This is a genomic window from Pararobbsia alpina (genome assembly GCF_965118125.1).
Lineage (GTDB): Bacteria > Pseudomonadota > Gammaproteobacteria > Burkholderiales > Burkholderiaceae > Pararobbsia > Pararobbsia alpina_A.
Genome location: NZ_OZ221287.1, coordinates 220653 through 238025 on the forward strand (window position 1 = coordinate 220653; position 17373 = coordinate 238025).

Genomic DNA, 17373 nt, shown 5'->3' on the forward strand with positions numbered 1-17373 from the left:
GCCGGGGCCAAACGAGGGATCCATTCATGGATCCCTCGCGCATCAAAGCAGGGCAAAAACCCAGGAGCTTCTCGGGAACTTAAAGTAAAACTTCAGGTTCAGCGCTAAGTTTTGGATTCACCAAGAGTTTTCCCAGCGCATCGCCAGCCTGTGGATAACTCTGTTGAAAAACGCTCCAGAGGTACGGCGGGCTTGATCGCTCGCGGTTTTCCACAGGTCCGCGACGCTCGATATGACGTCGCATAAAAACGTTGTAAATCAATGAATTGCAGAACAAATCAAGGCTTCCAGAGGTGCCTTTCACGATCGCGCAAGGATTGACGCGGCGCAATGACTCCAATGTGTATAACTGAGGTCTTGACTTTCACGGGTGGCAGTACGGACGGCACTTCCGGCGCGTAGTCCGAACGGACAGGTAATACCAGTGACCTGCGCCGCAGCATCGCTTCGCGCACAAACCATTCACCGGCGAATCGCGCGACTGTACGTGTGCACCTCGTCAACCAGCGCCGAGACACTCTCGATCGGCGCGAATTGATTGATCCCGTGACCGAGGTTGAAGACATGACCCGGATGCGGACCGAACGCGTCGAGTACCGAACGCGCCTGGGCGCGAACCGCGTCGGGCGGCGCAAAGAGCGCCGACGGATCGAGGTTGCCCTGCAGGGCCACGCGATTCCCGACGCGTTCGCGCGCGCGGCCGATATTCACCGTCCAATCGACACCCAGCGCGTCGGCGCCGATATCCGCCAGTTCGTCGAGCCACAGACCGCCGCCTTTGGTGAACGCGATGACCGGAACCCGTTCGCCGTCGCGCTCACGCTTCAGGTTCGCGATGACCTGCTTCATGTAGGCCAGCGAGAACGTCTGGAATGCGCCGTCAGCCAGCGCGCCGCCCCACGAGTCGAAAATCATGACGGCCTGCGCGCCTGCTTCGATCTGGGCGTTCAGATAGGCGGCCACGGCGCGCGCATTGATGTCGAGAATCCGGTGCATGAGGTCGGGCCGGCCGTACAGCATCGATTTGACGACGCGGAAGTCCGACGACCCGGCGCCTTCGACCATATACGTGGCGAGCGTCCAGGGACTGCCCGAAAAGCCGATCAGCGGCACGCGCTGCTGGCCCGTCGAATCGACCAGGGCGCGGCGAATCTGCGAAACGGCGTCGGTGACGTAGCGAAGCGACGTGTCGATATTCGGTACCGCGAGGCGCGCGACGTCCTCTTCGGTGCGCACCGGATGCGCGAACCGCGGACCTTCGCCGGCTTCGAACGACAGGCCCAGACCCATCGCGTCGGGGATGGTCAGGATGTCGGAAAACAGGATCGCGGCGTCGAGCGGAAAGCGATCGAGCGGCTGCAGCGTGACCTCGGTCGCGAAGTCGGGATTCTGCGCGAGGTCCATGAAGCTACCGGCTTTCGCACGCGTGGCTTGATATTCGGGCAGATAGCGGCCCGCCTGGCGCATCAACCAGATGGGCGTGTATTCGGTCGGCTCGCGGCGCAATGCGCGCAGGAACGTGTCGTTGGAAAGCTTCGTGACCACGGGATGCTCGCGCTGATAAGCAAACGCGCATTCTACCGGACCGGGGCGAACGGCTCGTGCGTCACCGTGTCGCGGGTGCGCAGCTTACGGTTCACGCCTGACGACCTACGGCGTGGGCGCGGGCGTGGTGCTTGGTGCTTGGTGCTTGGTGCTTGGTGCTTGGTGCTTGGTGCTTGGTGCTTGGTGCTTGGTGCTTGGGGCTTGGGGCTTGGGGCTTGGGGCTTGGGGCTTGGGGCTTGGGGCTTGGGGCTTGGGGCGTGGCGAACCGAAGATCGTGTTGGCACTGGCCGTTCGGACGAGTGGGCACGGCGGAGCCCGGTCTTTATGATGCGGGTTCCTGTCATCTGCTTCGGGAGTTCTCGATGTTTGCACGCCTCGTTCGCTGGCGCTCCGTCCGTCTGATCGGCCCTCGCGCGATTCGCTCTGTCGCGCGTAAGGCGCGCCGCCCGTTGCGTCAATTGAGCCTGCCCGCGTTTGTCGTGGCCTGGGTGGCGGGCGCATCGATCGTCCATGCGGCGGAGACCCAAGTCTCGACAGCGCAAGTCTCGGGTGCAAAAACCGACGGAACTCAAGCCACTTCAGTCTCGGGCTCAGGCGTCACGAACTCCAGCGGCGATCACGCCGTCGACTCCCGTCTCGATCAGATCCTGGCCTCGCATCGCCTGCGCGTCTGCACGACAGGTGACTACAAGCCCTATTCCTTTCTTCGGCCTGATGGCCAGTACGAAGGCATCGATATCGAGCTCGCTCAATCGCTCGCCAAATCGTTGGGGGCAAAGGTCGAATTCGTTGCGACGACGTGGCCGAAGCTGGTGGACGACTTTCTCGCGCGCTGCGACATCGCGGTGGGCGGTGTGTCGACGACGCTCGAACGACAAAAGCGCGCGGCGTTTTCGAACGCCTACATGATCGACGGCAAGACACCGATCGCGCGTTGCGATGCCGTCGGCCGTTTCCAGACGCTGAGTGACATCGATCAGCCGTCTGTCCGCGTGATCGTCAACCCGGGCGGCACGAACGAAAAGTTCGCGCGGGAGCATCTGATGCACGCGCACATCGAGGTCTACCCCGACAACGTAACGATCTTCAGGCAAATCGCCGACGGCAAAGCCGACGTCATGGTCACCGACGGCTCTGAAACGCGACTACAGCACAAGTTGAATCCCGCGCTCTGTCCCGTGAACCCGGACAAGCCGCTTCAATACGGCGAAAAGGCGATCCTGCTTCCGCGAGGCGACGTCGCTTTCCAGGCGTATGTCGATCAGTGGCTGCACTTGCTGCGAGCCACCGGCGACTTCGACAAGATCGTCGACGCGTGGCTGAAATAGCGCAGCGGCTCAGAGCATTTCGCTGAAGGCAATGCCTGCGCGGCGCATCCAGTCGCGCGACGCGTTGGAAAAATGTTGCATGCGCGCGAACCCGTGCGTCATGTCGCCTGCTTCGATCAGTTCGACGTCACCGCCGTGGAGCTCGAGAAAATGTGCGTAGTCCACGCCTTCGTCGCGCAATGGATCAATCCCGGCGACCATCACGATGGCGTCAGCCGGCGCGTGCTCAGGCGTCGAGGCGATCATGTTCACGCGAGCATCGGCCATCCACTTCGCGCCCGCGCCCTCGTTTCCGACCGGCGCGCCCAGAAACATGCTCCAGAACCAGGTCATGTCATCGCGGGTCAGTCCCGGCCCATTGGCAAAGCGCTCGTAGCTCGGCGTGTCGATTCCCGGATGCGCGACCGGATACAAAAGGAGTTGCGCCCTGACGAGTCCCGGCACCGTGTCGTTCGCAACGCGAGCGGCATACGTTGCGAGAAATGCGCCAGCGCTGTCGCCGGCAACACCGATCGGGCGAATCGAAAGATTGAAACGCGGCCGGTGCTCCGCAAACCAGAACAGCGCGTCGACCGCATCGTCGTTTGGAGCGGGAAACGGATATTCCGGGGCCAGACGGTAGTCAATCGATGCGACGGCGATGCCGGCATCCAGGGCGAGATTGGCAGCAACCTGCTCATGCGTGTCGAGATCGCCCACCACCCATCCACCACCGTGGAAGTACACCACCAGGGGAAGCGCGTCGTCGATATGCGCGGGGCGATAGAGACGCGAGCGCAATGTCCGGCCTTCGAGCGGCACGTCGATCGACTCGACGCGGACGCCTTCCGGCGCTGGCGGTGCGAACCGTTCGGCGACCTCTTTGTTGCGAGCGCGGCGCGTCTGCGCGTCCGTATCGCTCAACGGCGGAAACTCGGCCGCCACCTTGGCGTAGTAAGCGGCAATCTGCGGATCGATGTTCAAGGCGTTCCTCGTTTTTGCGCGCGCGCAGCACGGTATGCTCCGGCGCGGCCCGTGCGGGCGGCTTCATTCGTTCCGGCCAGTTTCGCGAAGTATTTTATTCACAGCGCCGCGAATTCGCCTGAAAGCTAAAAAAGGGCCATGTTCAGTTTCATGACAGGCATGGGTCGCGCACGTGATTCGGTAATTCTTGCAGATCAGGCCACACCGTGATGTTGTCTGACGGATACTAAACAAAGGTCTAAAATGCGTCGAAATGGCGTTTGAAAAAAGGTCAAAAATCCCGGAAACCCTTGCTGGACGTGGGTTACAACCTGAAACACTTTGTTACGCCAACTGAATATGAATTGACCCACAATGCCCTCAACGGTATCTGCACGGATGTGCATCGCTGAATATGACGTGAGCGGACGTCAAATTCAGAGATCGGTCGGTTCGCCGAAGCCCTCAATGAGGGGCATCCTTGCAGGGGCCGTTCACGACAAGTCTGGTTTTCCACCTGTCGTGTTTGTGGATCGGCGGCAAGTCTGGAGTTCCACCTGACGCTCGATTCTGGTTGGCAGCAAGTCTAGTGTTCCACCTGCTGCATGACCCGTAATTCAACGGTACCCAACATTGGTCTCCTCGCGCTAACCCCGTAGCGTGTGGTTTTTAGCGGGCCCTAAGGCCCGCTTTTTTTCGTCCAGCTTTCGCCGCCGCCTACTTTTTAGGCTGCGCGTGAATATCGTTTTCCTCGACGCACTCCCCGCGAATCGCCTCCAACATCCCGCATCATGCGGTCTTTGTCGGACTTAACGCGAGTTCTTCGATCATCCGGTCTCGCATGACGAATTTCTGCGCTTTTCCGGTTACGGTCATCGGAATCTCCGAGACAAACCGGATATAACGCGGAATTTTGTAATGCGCGATTTGCCCTTCGCAGAACGCGCGAATCTCCGTTTCCGTCACGGCAAGTCCCGGTTTCGGAACGATCCACGCACAGACCTCCTCCCCATATTTCGCGTCGGGAACACCAAATACCTGGACCGATTGCACGGCGGGATGCCGAAACAGGAATTCCTCGATTTCGCGCGGATAAATGTTTTCTCCGCCGCGAATCAGCATGTCTTTGACCCGTCCGACGATATTGCAATAGCCCGCTTCATCGAGCGTGGCGAGATCGCCGGTGCGCATCCAGCCGTCCACGATTGCTTCGTTTGTTTTGGCCTCGTCGCCCCAATATCCGAGCATCACGGAGTAACCGCGCGTCCAGAGTTCTCCCTTGGCACCGACCGGCACCGTTTCGCCGTTTGCATCAACAAGCCGGACTTCAAGATGGGGCTGTATCTGCCCGACTGTGGTGACGCGCTTGTCGAGCGGATCAGTCGTCGAACTCTGAAACGAGACGGGGCTCGTTTCGGTCATGCCGTAGGCGATTGTGACTTCCGCCATATGCATGCGCGAGACGACTTTCTTCATCGTCTCGATCGGGCACGGCGAGCCGGCCATGATTCCGGTGCGCAAGCTCCGTAAGTCGAATTCCTCGAAGTCCGGGTGGTCGAGTTCGGCGATAAACATGGTCGGCACGCCGTGCAGACCCGTGCATCGCTCTTCCGACACAGCGCGCAGCGTCGCACCCGGATCAAAACCTTCGCACGGGAACACCATATTTGCCCCCGACGACACGCACGCGAGCACGCCCAGGACCATTCCGAAGCAGTGATAGAACGGCACCGGAATGCACAGCGCATCGTGCTCGTCGAGACGCATCGCCATGCCGATAAAGCGCCCGTTGTTGACCACATTCCGGTGCGTCAGCGTCGCCCCTTTCGGGCTGCCGGTGGTGCCGCTCGTGAACTGGATATTGATCGGCTCGCTGCAGTCGAGCGCCGCCTCACCCGCCGCCAGTTGCGCAGCACCCGCGCTCGAGCGCGCGGCCTCGCCCGCGGCGACCACGTCGGCGTAGCGAAGCATGCCGGCGACCTCCGCGTCCCCCATCTGAACAACATGCTCGAGGTGCGGCAGACGCGTACTTTGTAACCGGCGCGACCCCGCGTCGAGCTCGGGCGCCAGCGCGCGAAGCATCTCGAGATACTCCGAGGACTTGAACCGGACGGCGCTGATCAGTGCCTTGCAACCGACCTTGTTCAGCGCATATTCAAGTTCATGCAGCCGATAAGCCGGGTTGATATTGACGAGCACCGCGCCGATACGCGCGGAGGCGAACTGAGTGACCAGCCACTCCACGCGATTCGGCGACCAGATCCCGACGCGATCGCCTTTGGCGATCCCGAGTGAAAGCAGGCCGAGCGCGAGCGCGTCGACCTGTGCGTCGAACTCGCGCCAAGTCCAACGCACCCCCTGATCGCGAAACACGACCGCGGGCCGATCCGGAAAACGACTTGCCGTGTCGCGCAACAGCCCGCTGACCGTGAAATCGAGCAGCGGAATCTGCGTCGTTCCTCGCACATAGGAGAGCCCATCGCGTGGCGCAATGATCGCGTCGTCGACGTGTGCGACTTCATCCATTTCGAACCTCCGGCAGGTTGACCCGTCCGGCTTGATTTCGATGGGCATGCTGCGTGCTCGACGAAGATAGGCTCGACGACGGTGTGCTCGATTGTCACCACGCGGTCCCCGCACCGGTATTGCTTCAAACCCTGCATCGGGAACACAAAGCCGCTCGTCATCCATGCCGAACGCGTCGACCGAATAAACGCCTCTCACACGCGTTTTTTAGTAAGACGGTAGTGGCATGCGCGCAAACGGGTGATAGGACTAAATCACTTCATACCTTGTTACAAGCGCGTGCATTCGCGTTACAAAGCACGTCATCTTGAAATGATCTTGCGGCGTTACGCTGAATACGTCCGACATCTCGAACAGGACGCCCGGAGAAACGATGAACAAGCCCCAAACATGGCGTATCGCGCGCGCCGTATCGCTGACTTTTCTGCTTGCCGCGATCGGAAGCGCCGCATTCGGGCAGGAAGCGCCTCCTCCCGCCACTCAGCTCGATGGCGGGGCCGCGCCGGTCGGCGATCCGCCGGGGCGTGTGGCGCGGCTGAACTATTTTGATGGCACGGTGACCATGGAGCCCGCCGGCGGCACGGACTGGGCCTACGCGGAACTCAATCGCCCGATGACAACCGGCGATCAGGTGTGGGTCGACAACGGTGGCCGGTCGGAACTCCATATCGGCTCGACCGCCCTGCGCCTGGGTTCGCAGACGTCGATGAGCATCGTCAATCTCGACGACCAGAATGCGCAGCTCAAAGTCGCGCAGGGTTCGCTCGAGACACGTGTCCGCGAACTCCCCGCCGGTCAGTCGCTCGAGATCGACACACCGAACCTCGCGCTGCAGGCGAATGGCCCGGGTATCTACCGCGTCGACGCCTCGCCCGACGGTGCAACCACGACGGTGACGGTGCGCGACGGTTCCGCAATCGTCTATGGCGACAACGGTTCGGTCCAGCTTGGCGCCGGCCAGCAAATGACCTTCAGCGGTACCAATCTCCAGCAGACCGGCGGCGGCAACGCGCAGGCGCTGGACCCGTTCGACGAATGGGCGTACTCGCGCGACCGCACGGAAGACGGTTCGCCATCCGCGCGCTACGTCTCACGCGACATCCCCGGTTATCAGGATCTCGATGCGAACGGGTCGTGGGAGCAGTCGCCCGATTACGGCGAGGTGTGGGTGCCGCGGGTCGCGGCAGGCTGGGCGCCCTATCACCAGGGTCACTGGGCTTGGGTGGCGCCTTGGGGCTGGACCTGGGTTGACGACGCGCCATGGGGCTTTGCGCCCTTCCACTACGGTCGCTGGGCTTACTGGCATAACAACTGGGCCTGGGTGCCGGGCCCGGTCGTCGCCGCAGCACCGCCGTGCTACTCGCCGGCACTGGTCGCGTTCGTCGGTGGAGGCAATGGCGGCTGGAACGTCTCGCTCGCAGTAGGCGCGGTGGCTACGGCGGGCGTCGCCTGGCTTGCGCTCGGTCCGAACGAACCATGGCACCCGGCGTACCACTACAGCCCCGGCTACTTCAACCGCGTGAACTACGTGAACCGCACGACGATCGTCAACAACACGACGATCATCAACAACAACCACATCACGTATGTGAACCGCAATGTGCCGGGCGCCGTGATGGGCATGCCGGCCAACCAGTTCGTGCATGGTCAGGACACGCGTCGCTACGGTCAGCCGATGCAGGCCGCGCAGATTCAGCGCGCGACCTTCGGTGCGGGTGCGCCGGCGATCGCTCCGGTCCGCCAGAGTTTTGGTGGCGCGCTGCGCCCGGCGAACTATCGCCCGCCGGAAGCGGTCGGTCAGCGTCAGGTCATCGCGACGCGTACGCCGCCGACCCCGTACGCGTACCACGACACGCTTGCGCAGAACTTTGCGCACGGCAATCGCGGCACCGTGCCGGGTGCCGGTCAGCCGGTGGTTCGCACGGCGCCGCCGGCAACGTATATGCGTGTACCTGGTCCTGCCGCGGTCGCAGGTCGTCCGAATACGCCGGTGGCGCAACCGCAGGCGCGCGTCGGCGGGCAGCCGGGCTTCCGCGTCGTTCAGCCCGAGCGCCATGCGCCGGAGCGGGTTCAGGCCGGTCAACCGGGCCAGCCGGGCCAACCCGGACGTCCGGGCCCGCAGGGTGAACCGCCGCGTCCGCAGGCAGGACAGCCCGGCCAGCCGAACGTGCCGAACGCCATGCGCGGTCAGGCAGAGGCCGGTCGTCCTGAACAAGGTCCGGGCGCCGCTCCGGGCAACGGTGTCCCGCGTCCGCCGAGCGCAATGCAGCAACAGCCGGGTCGTCCGGGCATGCAGCCGGGTGGTCAACCGGGTGGCCAGGCGAATGCGCAGCAGGAAGAAGCACAGCGGCGTCAGCAACAGGCAGCGCAAGAGCAGCAGCAGCGCGGCCAGCAGGCTCAGCAGGAACAGCAACGCGCACAGCAGGCTCAGGAGCAGCAACGCGCCCAGCAAGCGCAGGCTCAGCAAGAGCAACAACGCGGCCAGCAGGCGCAGGAACAACAGCGTCAGCAACAAGAGCAACAGCGCGCGCAGCAGGCGCAGGAACAGCAGCGTCAGCAGCAAGAGCAACAGCGTTCCCAGCAGGCGCAGGAGCAGCAGCGTCAACAGCAGGAACAACAGCGTTCCCAGCAGGCGCAAGAGCAGCAGCGTCAGCAGCAGGAGCAACAGCGTGCGCAGCAGGCGCAGGAACAGCAGCGTCAGCAGCAAGAGCAACAACGTGCGCAGCAGATGCAGGCGCAGCAACGCCAGCAGCAGGAGCAACAGCGTCAGCAGCAGGAACGCGCTCAGCAAGCGCAGGCTCAGCAACAGGAGCGCGCGCAACAAGCTCAGCAGGCCCAGCAAGCACAACGCCAGCAACAGATGCAGCAGATGCAACAACGTCAGCAGCAGCAACAACCGCGCGAGCAGCCCCATCCGCAACCGCAGCAACACGAGCAAGGCCATCGTGACCAGCAGTCGAACAGCGGTCACGGCCGCGAGGAGCATCGCGGCTAACCGGTCGGGCGGGTGCGTTTGACGCACCCGCTTGTCTCACGCCGTGTGGTCAGCGCGGTCGCCCCGACGAAGAGCGTTCCGTGTAGAGGTGAAGGGGTGAGATGGATTGCGGCGACGATCGAATGGTGATTCGGATGTCGTCGGTCTTGGCGTTCGTGATGCGACTCGCTTCATACGCCGCCGGGTTCGAAACCCCGGGCCACAAAGCAAAAAAGGCAGCCTCTCGGCTGCCTTTTTTACGTCCTGCTGAGCACCGGCATCACACCGGGCTCGAAGCGCTTACTGCTGACCGCGGCGGCGGCGCAGACGCTGAATTGCCGCGAGCTGAGCCGTCGCATACGCGAGCTCGGCTTGCGCCGTTGCGTATTCGAGGTTCGCGCCCGTGTTCTGCAACGCTTCTTCAGCAGCACGACGTGCCTGCTCGGCCTTTGCCTCGTCCAGGTCCTTGCCGCGGATCGCGGTGTCGGCCAGCACGGTGACATTGGTCGGCTGCACTTCGAGAATGCCGCCCGCAACGAAGACGAGTTCCGTCTGACCGTTGTCGGTTTCGATCTCGACCGTACCCGGGCGGATGCGCGTAATCAGCGGCGCGTGCCCCGGCAGGATACCCAGCTCGCCCGCTTCGCCGGGCAGGCTGACGAACTTCGCCTGGCCCGAGAAGATCTGCTCTTCCGCGCTGACGACGTCTACTTTGATGCTTGCCATATCGACTCCTGCTTGCTGCCTGTGCGACACCGTCCTTCGTCATTCGACGTACCGGACGGCATCGCCTCAGGCCGCGGCCGTTACTGGATCTTCTTGGCCTTCTCGAACGCTTCGTCGATCGTGCCGACCATGTAGAACGCTTGCTCCGGCAGGTGGTCGCACTCGCCATCAACGATCATCTTGAAGCCGCGGATCGTTTCCTTGAGCGGAACGTACTTGCCCGGTGCGCCCGTGAACACTTCTGCAACGTGGAACGGCTGCGACAGGAAACGCTGGATCTTCCGTGCGCGGGCGACCGACAGCTTGTCTTCCGGCGACAGTTCGTCCATGCCCAGAATCGCGATAATGTCGCGCAGTTCCTTATAGCGCTGCAGCGTGACCTGCACGCGACGCGTCGTCGTGTAGTGCTCTTCGCCGATGACGTTCGGGTCGATCTGACGCGAGGTCGAATCGAGCGGGTCAACTGCGGGGTAGATACCGAGCGAAGCGATGTCACGCGACAGCACGACCGTTGCGTCCAAGTGACCGAAGGTCGTCGCAGGCGACGGGTCGGTCAAGTCATCCGCAGGGACGTACACGGCTTGCACCGACGTAATCGAACCTTGCTTGGTCGACGTGATGCGCTCTTGCAGACGGCCCATTTCTTCAGCCAGCGTCGGCTGATAGCCCACTGCCGACGGCATACGGCCGAGCAGTGCCGACACTTCCGTACCGGCCAGCGTGAAACGGTAGATGTTGTCGACGAAGAACAGCACGTCACGGCCTTCATCACGGAAGTGCTCGGCCATCGTCAGACCGGTCAGCGCGACGCGCAGACGGTTGCCCGGCGGCTCGTTCATCTGGCCGTACACCAGCGCGACCTTGTCGAGAACGTTCGAGTCCTTCATTTCGTGGTAGAAGTCGTTGCCCTCACGGGTACGCTCGCCCACGCCGGCGAACACGGAGTAACCACCGTGTTCCTTCGCGATGTTGTTGATCAGTTCCATCATGTTGACGGTCTTGCCGACACCGGCACCGCCAAACAGACCGACCTTACCGCCCTTCGCGAACGGACAGACCAGGTCGATCACCTTGATACCCGTTTCGAGCAGTTCCGTCGACGGCGACAGCTCGTCGAACGCCGGCGCCTTCTGGTGAATCGTGCGCACGTTTTCGTGGCTGATTTCACCGGCTTCGTCGATCGGACGACCCAGCACGTCCATGATGCGGCCCAGCGTCGGCGTGCCGACCGGGACCTGAATACCGTGACCAAGGTTCTTCACCGTCAGGCCGCGGCGCAGACCATCCGCCGAACCCAGGCAAATCGTACGAACCACGCCGTCGCCCAGCTGTTGCTGAACTTCGAGCGTCAGTTCCGAACCTTCGAGAATGAGCGCGTCATAGATCTTCGGCATGTTTTCGCGCGGGAATTCCACGTCGATCACGGCGCCGATACACTGGACGATCTTGCCTTCTACCAAAGCAGTAGCAGTAGTCATCGCTTTTCCTTTCGATACTTGATTCATGTGTCGCGCGCGGCACGGCCGCGCAGCGAAGCGTTAAACCGCAGCGGCGCCGCCGACGATCTCCGACAATTCCTTCGTGATCGCTGCCTGGCGGCTCTTGTTGTAAACCAGCTGCAATTCGTGGATGACCGTCTTCGCGTTGTCGGACGCTGCCTTCATCGCGACCATGCGCGCCGATTGCTCGGACGCCATGTTTTCAGCCACCGCTTGGTAAACCAGTGCTTCGACGTACCGCACGAGCAAATCGTCGACGACGGTCTGCGCATCGGGTTCGTAGAGGTAATCCCACGAATGCTTCTGCGCGCCTTCGACGCCTGCCGAAGGACCGGCACCGCCTGCGCTGTCACGCTCGCCGAAACGCTCGTCGAGGGGCAGCAGCTGCTCGATCACCGCTTCCTGCTTCATCGTATTGATGAAGCGCGTGTAGGCGATATAGACCGCATCGAGCTGGCCCGCTGCATACGCATCGAGCTGCACCTTGACCGCGCCGATCAGCTTCTCGAGGTGCGGCGTGTCGCCGAGCTGCACGACTTGCGACACGATCTTCGCCTTCAGACGCGTCAGGAAGCCGAGACCCTTGCCGCCGATCGCCGTTGCTTCGATCTGCAGACCCTTCTGCTCAAGTTCCTTGAACTTGTTCAGCGAGGCACGCAGCACGTTCGTGTTCATACCGCCGCACAGACCCTTGTCGGTCGTGACCAGGATGATCCCCGCCTGCTTCGCACCGCCATGCTTGACCATGAACGGGTGCTTGTACTCGGGGTTCGCCTGCGCCATGTGGGCAGCGATGTCGCGGACCTTGTCGGCATACGGACGCGCGTGACGCATGCGTTCCTGCGCGCGGCGCATCTTCGATGCGGCGACCATTTCCATCGCCTTCGTGATCTTGCGCGTGTTTTGCACGCTCTTGATCTTGCCGCGGATTTCCTTCATTCCGGCCATTGCCTACTCCTTGTTCGCTCGGTGCGCGGCAAGCCGCACACCTTGCAGGATCATGATCAGTTCGCTGTTAGATCAGTAGGCGCCGGATTTCTTGAAGTCAGCGATTGCCGCAGCCAGCAGCGGCTCGTCTTCCTTCGTGAGTTCCTTCTTGTCCTCGATGCGGCCAATCAGGTCTGCGTGCTTGCTCTTCAGCACATCGCGCAGGCCCTTTTCGAAGTCGAGCACCTTGTTGACTTCGAGGTCGTCGAGGTAGCCGTTGTTCGCGGCGTACAGCGCAACCGACAGTTCCCACACTTGCAGCGGCTGATATTGCGGCTGCTTGAGCAGTTCCGTCACGCGGCGGCCACGCTCGAGCTGCTTGCGGGTCGCTTCGTCGAGGTCCGATGCGAACTGCGCGAATGCGGCGAGTTCACGGTACTGTGCGAGGTCGGTACGGATACCGCCCGACAGCTTCTTCACGACCTTCGTCTGAGCAGCGCCACCGACGCGCGACACCGAGATACCTGCATTGATTGCAGGACGGATACCGGCGTTGAACAGGTCGGTTTCAAGGAAGATCTGACCGTCGGTAATCGAGATCACGTTCGTCGGAACGAACGCGGTCACGTCACCGGCCTGCGTTTCAATGACGGGCAGTGCCGTCAGCGAACCGCTCTTGCCCTTGACTTCACCGTTGGTGAACTTCTCGACGTACTCTTCCGAGACGCGAGCCGCACGCTCGAGCAGACGCGAGTGCAGATAGAACACGTCACCCGGATACGCTTCACGGCCCGGCGGGCGGCGCAGCAGCAGCGAGATCTGACGGTATGCCCAGGCTTGCTTGGTCAAATCGTCATAAATGATCAGGGCGTCTTGACCGCGATCGCGGAAGTATTCGCCCATCGTGCAGCCGGCGTACGGTGCGATGTATTGCATCGCGGCCGATTCCGAAGCCGAAGCGGCGACGACGACGGTGTACTCCATCGCGCCCTGTTCTTCGAGCTTGCGCACGACGTTCATGATCGACGAAGCCTTCTGGCCGATCGCGACGTAGATACAGAAGAGGTTCTTGCCCTTCTGGTTGATGATCGCGTCGACAGCGACGGCGGTCTTGCCCGTCTGACGGTCGCCAATGATCAGTTCGCGCTGGCCACGGCCGATCGGCACCATCGCGTCGATCGACTTCAGACCCGTCTGAACCGGCTCCGACACGCCCTTACGCCAGATCACGCCCGGTGCAATCTTTTCGATTGCGTCGGTTTGCTTGGCGTTGATCGGGCCCTTGCCGTCGATCGGGTTACCCAGTGCGTCGACCACACGGCCGATCATTTCCGGGCCGATGGGCACTTCGAGAATGCGGCCCGTGCACTTGACGGTGTCGCCTTCCGAAATGTGTTCGTATTCGCCCAGAATCACGGCGCCGACGGAGTCGCGCTCGAGGTTCAGTGCGAGGCCGAACGTGTTGCCCGGGAATTCGAGCATTTCGCCTTGCATCACGTCCGACAGACCGTGGATGCGGCAGATACCGTCGGTCACCGAGATGACCGTACCCTGATTGCGAACGTCTGCGCCGGATTCGAGACCTTGAATCCGGCTCTTGATCAGCTCGCTGATTTCAGAGGGATTGAGTTGCATGTTCGCTCCTAATGTTCAATTCTGTTGCGTGCCTGCGGCTTCGCACGGGTCGCCTGGTCGCGGGGCCCGTACGGTTTGCACGGAGCGCGCGGCGCGAGACTTCTCGCGGCCAAAGATTCTTCGCGTCAGGCGGCCAGCGCGACCTGCATCTGGGCAAGGCGCGCACGGACCGACGTATCCAGCACTTCGTCACCGACCGTCACCCGCACACCACCGATCAGCGACGGATCGACGTTCACTTGGGGCTTCAGCTTGCGACCGAACTTGCGTTCCAGCGTCGCGACGAGCTCGGTGAGCGGCTGACCTTCGAGCGGGAACGCGCTGTCGATGATCACATCGGCGGCGCCTTCCTGCGCGTTCTTGAGCGTGTCGAATTGCTCGGCGACCTGCGACAGCGCATCGAGACGATGGTTGTCGACGATCGCGCGCACGAAGTTCTGTGCGCGCGCATCATTCGCGAGCGGCGACTTCGACAGCGACAGGATCAGCTTGAAAAGCTGGTCACGACCGACCTTCGGATTGCCTGCGACCGACAGCAGCTCGGGCTGCTCCGCGAACGCGGCGAGCTCGTTGATGAAGTCGGACCATTGCGAGAGATCACCGCTTTTGGCGACATCGAACAGCGCTTCAGCGTACGGGCGGGCGATGGTGGCAAGTTCGGCCATGATCAGAGCTCGGCTTTGAGTTGGTTCAGCAGCTCGGCGTGAGCGTTCGCGTCGATCTCGCGCTTGAGGATCTGCTCCGCGCCGCGCACGGCCAGGGCCGCGACTTCACCACGCAGCGATTCACGCGCCTTGATGATCTGCTGGTCGGCATCAGCCTTCGCAGCGGCGACGATGCGTGCGGCTTCCGCCTGCGCATTGCGCTTGATCTCTTCGGCAACGACTTGCGCGCGCTTTTCCGCGTCCGCAATGCGCTGCTGGCCTTCGTTACGTGCCTGCGAGAGTTCCTGGTCGACGCGCTTGTTCGCGGCGTCGAGCTCTGCCTTGCCCTTTTCAGCGGCGGCGAGCCCATCGGCGATCTTCTGCGAACGCTCGTCGAGTGCCTTGATCAGCGGCGGCCACACGAATTTCATCGTGAACCACGCGAGGATCAGGAACACGACCATTTGCGCGAGCAGGGTTGCGTTGAGATTCACGGTGTTTCCTTACTGTGTCTTGGTCGGATGGATGGCTCAATGGAAAGCGCGGGCCGGTTCGGCGCATTCGCGAACCCGGTGTCCCGCGCGTTTTCCTGCTTCGCCGTCCCCGTCATTTCAGAGCGGGGCGAGGACTTCCGAGTCCGCTCAGCCTGCGAGCTTCGACAGCAGCGGGTTCGCGAACGCGAACAGCATTGCAACACCGACACCGATCAGGAATGCAGCGTCGATCAGACCAGCCAGCAGGAACATCTTCGTTTGCAGCGGGTTCATCAGTTCAGGCTGACGTGCGCATGCTTCGATGTACTTGCCGCCCATCAGGCCGATACCGATACAGGCGCCAATAGCACCCAGGCCGATGATGATGCCGATACCGATGGCGGTCAGACCTTGGATGTTGGCGATAAAAGCTTGCATGATCACTCCTTTGTGAAAAGTCTTAAGAACTTGAAAAACCAAAAAACCAAAATGGGTGAAACCTGAAACCGTGTCGCTGACTGTCTCTGCTTAGTGCGCGTCGTGCGCCTGTCCGAGGTACACGAGCGTCAGCATCATGAAAATGAAGGCTTGCAGCAGCACGATCAGAATGTGGAAGATCGCCCACACGCTACCTGCAATCACGTGACCGACAAAACCGAGCACCGACGTATCCGCGCCAAAGCTCCAGATCGAGCCGAGCAGCGCGATCAGCAGGAACAGCAGTTCACCGGCATACATGTTGCCGAACAGCCGCATCCCGAGAGAGATGGTCTTGGCGAGGAATTCGATGATGTTGAGCAGCAGGTTCGGCAGCCACAGCAGCGGATGATTACCGAACGGTGCCGACAGGAGTTCGTGGATAAAGCCGCCCGCACCCTTGATCTTGAAGTTGTAATAGATCATGAGCACGAACACGCCGAGCGCGATACCGAGCGTGCCGTTGAGGTCGGCGGTCGGCACGATGCGCATATGGTCGATGCTGCCCGACAGACCCACCCAGCCGAGAATGCGGCCTGCGAGGTCAACCGGCAGGAAGTCGAGGGAGTTCATCAGCGCGACCCAGACGAACACGGTCAGCGCGAGCGGAGCGATAAAGCGGCGATTGCCATGGATCATGGCCTTCGACTGGTCTTCGACCATTTCAACGAGCATTTCGATCGCGCATTGAAAACGGCCCGGCACGCCCGGCGATGCCTTGCGCGCTGCGAGATGAAGAATGCCGATCGTGACCAGACCCATCAGGATCGACCAGAACAACGTGTCCCAATTCCAGACCGAAAAGTCGACGATGCTCGTCTGATGCTTGTTCGCGAAATTGGTCAGGTGGTGCGAGATGTACTCGGACGGATCCAAGGTATGCGGTTCGGCTGCGGCCATGTCTGTCAAACACCCCAAATAGTAAAATTGTCGATCCCGCGTGCTGGGCACCCGGGGGGTATCAGCGCAACGCCAGCGCGACCCAATAGGTCTTCAGCGCAACGAGGTAGGTCAACAGCAACGGCAGCCAGCGAACATCGGGGACGAACTCTGCGATGACCACGAACATGGTCACCGTCACCCCCATCTTGATCGCCTCGCCGACCATCAGTCCCATTACTGACTGCTGATGGCCAACCCTCCTCAGGCGTAACGCGAACAACGCGCCCGGTATCCAGCAAACCGCTCCGCCCAACAGTGCCGATCGCGCGGCTTCGCCTGGCTGGCTCAAAAAAAGCCAGCAGATCAGGGCCGCAACCAGGGACACAACCATTTGCGCCGCCACCACCTTGAAGGGCGTGACACGCGATGGACGGCTCACATCGGCACCGAACAACTGCTCGGCTTCGACACGCGTGAGCGGAACGATATTGTTGTCTTGCTGCTCGACATCCCAGTCGTCGTGAGCTGCGGCCGGCGAAACGCTCGTGGCTTGCGAACTCGCCGTGGAATCACGGCGGCCTTCGGCCATGGCATCTTGCTGCGGTGATCGCTGCTGCCCGGTGTGGTTTGCTGCGGAAGGGTCGATCATGCGTGAACTCGCGGCCTCGTGCGCTGAACGGTGCAGCGCTCGCGATGCCTCGCCGTCCGATGAAGGGTGCGTCTGCGACGCATTGCCCGACTCGAATCCCGGCGCCTTTGCGGAGTCCTCATCGAACGTGTTCCTGCTCATGTCGT

Annotated in this window: 14 protein-coding genes; 2 read left to right on the top strand and 12 right to left on the bottom strand. The window is 61.8% G+C overall.

What is annotated here, in order from left to right; all coding sequences use genetic code 11:
- Window positions 1-462: 462 nt before the first annotated feature.
- Complete coding sequence (gene hemE, locus ACMFWR_RS00910) at window positions 463-1545, bottom strand: uroporphyrinogen decarboxylase (protein WP_413193190.1); 1083 nt, start codon at window positions 1543-1545, stop codon at window positions 463-465.
- 362 nt (window positions 1546-1907) lie between these two features.
- Here hemE and ACMFWR_RS00915 point away from each other — a divergent pair, with 362 nt between their 5' ends.
- Window positions 1908-2873 carry a transporter substrate-binding domain-containing protein gene (locus ACMFWR_RS00915; protein ID WP_413193191.1) on the top strand — a complete coding sequence of 322 codons (966 nt, stop codon included), beginning with the start codon at window positions 1908-1910 and terminating at the stop codon, window positions 2871-2873.
- Between the two features lie 9 nt (window positions 2874-2882).
- On the opposite strand, the gene ACMFWR_RS00920 is transcribed toward ACMFWR_RS00915, so the two are convergent.
- Both ACMFWR_RS00920 and ACMFWR_RS00925 read right to left on the bottom strand, forming a co-directional pair.
- Window positions 2883-3836, bottom strand: coding sequence for an alpha/beta hydrolase (locus ACMFWR_RS00920; RefSeq protein WP_413193192.1), 954 nt, complete (start codon window positions 3834-3836; stop codon window positions 2883-2885).
- A gap of 768 nt (window positions 3837-4604) precedes the next feature.
- Window positions 4605-6341, bottom strand: coding sequence for an AMP-binding protein (locus tag ACMFWR_RS00925; RefSeq protein WP_413193193.1), 1737 nt, complete (start codon window positions 6339-6341; stop codon window positions 4605-4607).
- A gap of 373 nt (window positions 6342-6714) precedes the next feature.
- Between ACMFWR_RS00925 and ACMFWR_RS00930 the strand changes: the two genes are divergently transcribed.
- On the top strand, window positions 6715-9336 hold the full coding sequence (locus ACMFWR_RS00930) for a DUF6600 domain-containing protein (protein WP_413193194.1): 2622 nt from the start codon (window positions 6715-6717) through the stop codon (window positions 9334-9336).
- Window positions 9337-9615: 279 nt separating this feature from the next.
- Here the strand turns inward: ACMFWR_RS00930 and ACMFWR_RS00935 are convergent, their stop codons facing one another.
- From ACMFWR_RS00935 to ACMFWR_RS00975, 9 genes are all read right to left on the bottom strand, one after another.
- Window positions 9616-10041: a F0F1 ATP synthase subunit epsilon gene (locus ACMFWR_RS00935; RefSeq protein WP_413193195.1), complete on the bottom strand. Its 426-nt coding sequence runs from the start codon at window positions 10039-10041 to the stop codon at window positions 9616-9618.
- 80 nt (window positions 10042-10121) lie between these two features.
- Window positions 10122-11519 carry a F0F1 ATP synthase subunit beta gene (gene atpD / locus ACMFWR_RS00940; RefSeq protein ID WP_413193196.1) on the bottom strand — a complete coding sequence of 466 codons (1398 nt, stop codon included), beginning with the start codon at window positions 11517-11519 and terminating at the stop codon, window positions 10122-10124.
- 60 nt (window positions 11520-11579) lie between these two features.
- Complete coding sequence (gene atpG, locus ACMFWR_RS00945; protein WP_413193197.1) at window positions 11580-12488, bottom strand: F0F1 ATP synthase subunit gamma; 909 nt, start codon at window positions 12486-12488, stop codon at window positions 11580-11582.
- A gap of 72 nt (window positions 12489-12560) precedes the next feature.
- A complete protein-coding gene (atpA, locus tag ACMFWR_RS00950; RefSeq protein WP_413193198.1) occupies window positions 12561-14102 on the bottom strand; it encodes a F0F1 ATP synthase subunit alpha in 1542 nt (513 codons plus the stop codon).
- Between the two features lie 125 nt (window positions 14103-14227).
- Window positions 14228-14767, bottom strand: a complete 540-nt coding sequence (locus tag ACMFWR_RS00955; RefSeq protein WP_413193199.1) for a F0F1 ATP synthase subunit delta — start codon at window positions 14765-14767, stop codon at window positions 14228-14230.
- 2 nt (window positions 14768-14769) lie between these two features.
- Window positions 14770-15240 carry a F0F1 ATP synthase subunit B gene (locus tag ACMFWR_RS00960; protein ID WP_413193200.1) on the bottom strand — a complete coding sequence of 157 codons (471 nt, stop codon included), beginning with the start codon at window positions 15238-15240 and terminating at the stop codon, window positions 14770-14772.
- 147 nt (window positions 15241-15387) lie between these two features.
- Window positions 15388-15657 carry a F0F1 ATP synthase subunit C gene (gene atpE, locus ACMFWR_RS00965; RefSeq protein WP_007180033.1) on the bottom strand — a complete coding sequence of 90 codons (270 nt, stop codon included), beginning with the start codon at window positions 15655-15657 and terminating at the stop codon, window positions 15388-15390.
- A gap of 90 nt (window positions 15658-15747) precedes the next feature.
- Window positions 15748-16596 (bottom strand): F0F1 ATP synthase subunit A, encoded by an 849-nt coding sequence (gene atpB / locus ACMFWR_RS00970; RefSeq protein WP_413193201.1) that lies wholly within the window; start codon window positions 16594-16596, stop codon window positions 15748-15750.
- A gap of 61 nt (window positions 16597-16657) precedes the next feature.
- Window positions 16658-17167, bottom strand: coding sequence for an ATP synthase subunit I (locus ACMFWR_RS00975; protein ID WP_413194719.1), 510 nt, complete (start codon window positions 17165-17167; stop codon window positions 16658-16660).
- Window positions 17168-17373 lie beyond the last annotated feature (206 nt).

Excerpts from the sequence above, each read along its gene's own strand:
- ACMFWR_RS00975 (WP_413194719.1), bottom strand. The coding sequence starts at position 17,167 with ATGGCCGAAGGCCGCCGTGATTCCACGGCGAGTTCGCAAGCCACGAGC.
- ACMFWR_RS00955 (WP_413193199.1), bottom strand. The coding sequence starts at position 14,767 with ATGGCCGAACTTGCCACCATCGCCCGCCCGTACGCTGAAGCGCTGTTC.
- ACMFWR_RS00925 (WP_413193193.1), bottom strand. The coding sequence starts at position 6,341 with ATGGATGAAGTCGCACACGTCGACGACGCGATCATTGCGCCACGCGAT.
- atpA (WP_413193198.1), bottom strand. The coding sequence starts at position 14,102 with ATGCAACTCAATCCCTCTGAAATCAGCGAGCTGATCAAGAGCCGGATT.
- atpG (WP_413193197.1), bottom strand. The coding sequence starts at position 12,488 with ATGGCCGGAATGAAGGAAATCCGCGGCAAGATCAAGAGCGTGCAAAAC.
- ACMFWR_RS00930 (WP_413193194.1), top strand. The coding sequence starts at position 6,715 with ATGAACAAGCCCCAAACATGGCGTATCGCGCGCGCCGTATCGCTGACT.
- ACMFWR_RS00935 (WP_413193195.1), bottom strand. The coding sequence starts at position 10,041 with ATGGCAAGCATCAAAGTAGACGTCGTCAGCGCGGAAGAGCAGATCTTC.
- atpD (WP_413193196.1), bottom strand. The coding sequence starts at position 11,519 with ATGACTACTGCTACTGCTTTGGTAGAAGGCAAGATCGTCCAGTGTATC.
- atpE (WP_007180033.1), bottom strand. The coding sequence starts at position 15,657 with ATGCAAGCTTTTATCGCCAACATCCAAGGTCTGACCGCCATCGGTATC.
- atpB (WP_413193201.1), bottom strand. The coding sequence starts at position 16,596 with ATGGCCGCAGCCGAACCGCATACCTTGGATCCGTCCGAGTACATCTCG.
- ACMFWR_RS00915 (WP_413193191.1), top strand. The coding sequence starts at position 1,908 with ATGTTTGCACGCCTCGTTCGCTGGCGCTCCGTCCGTCTGATCGGCCCT.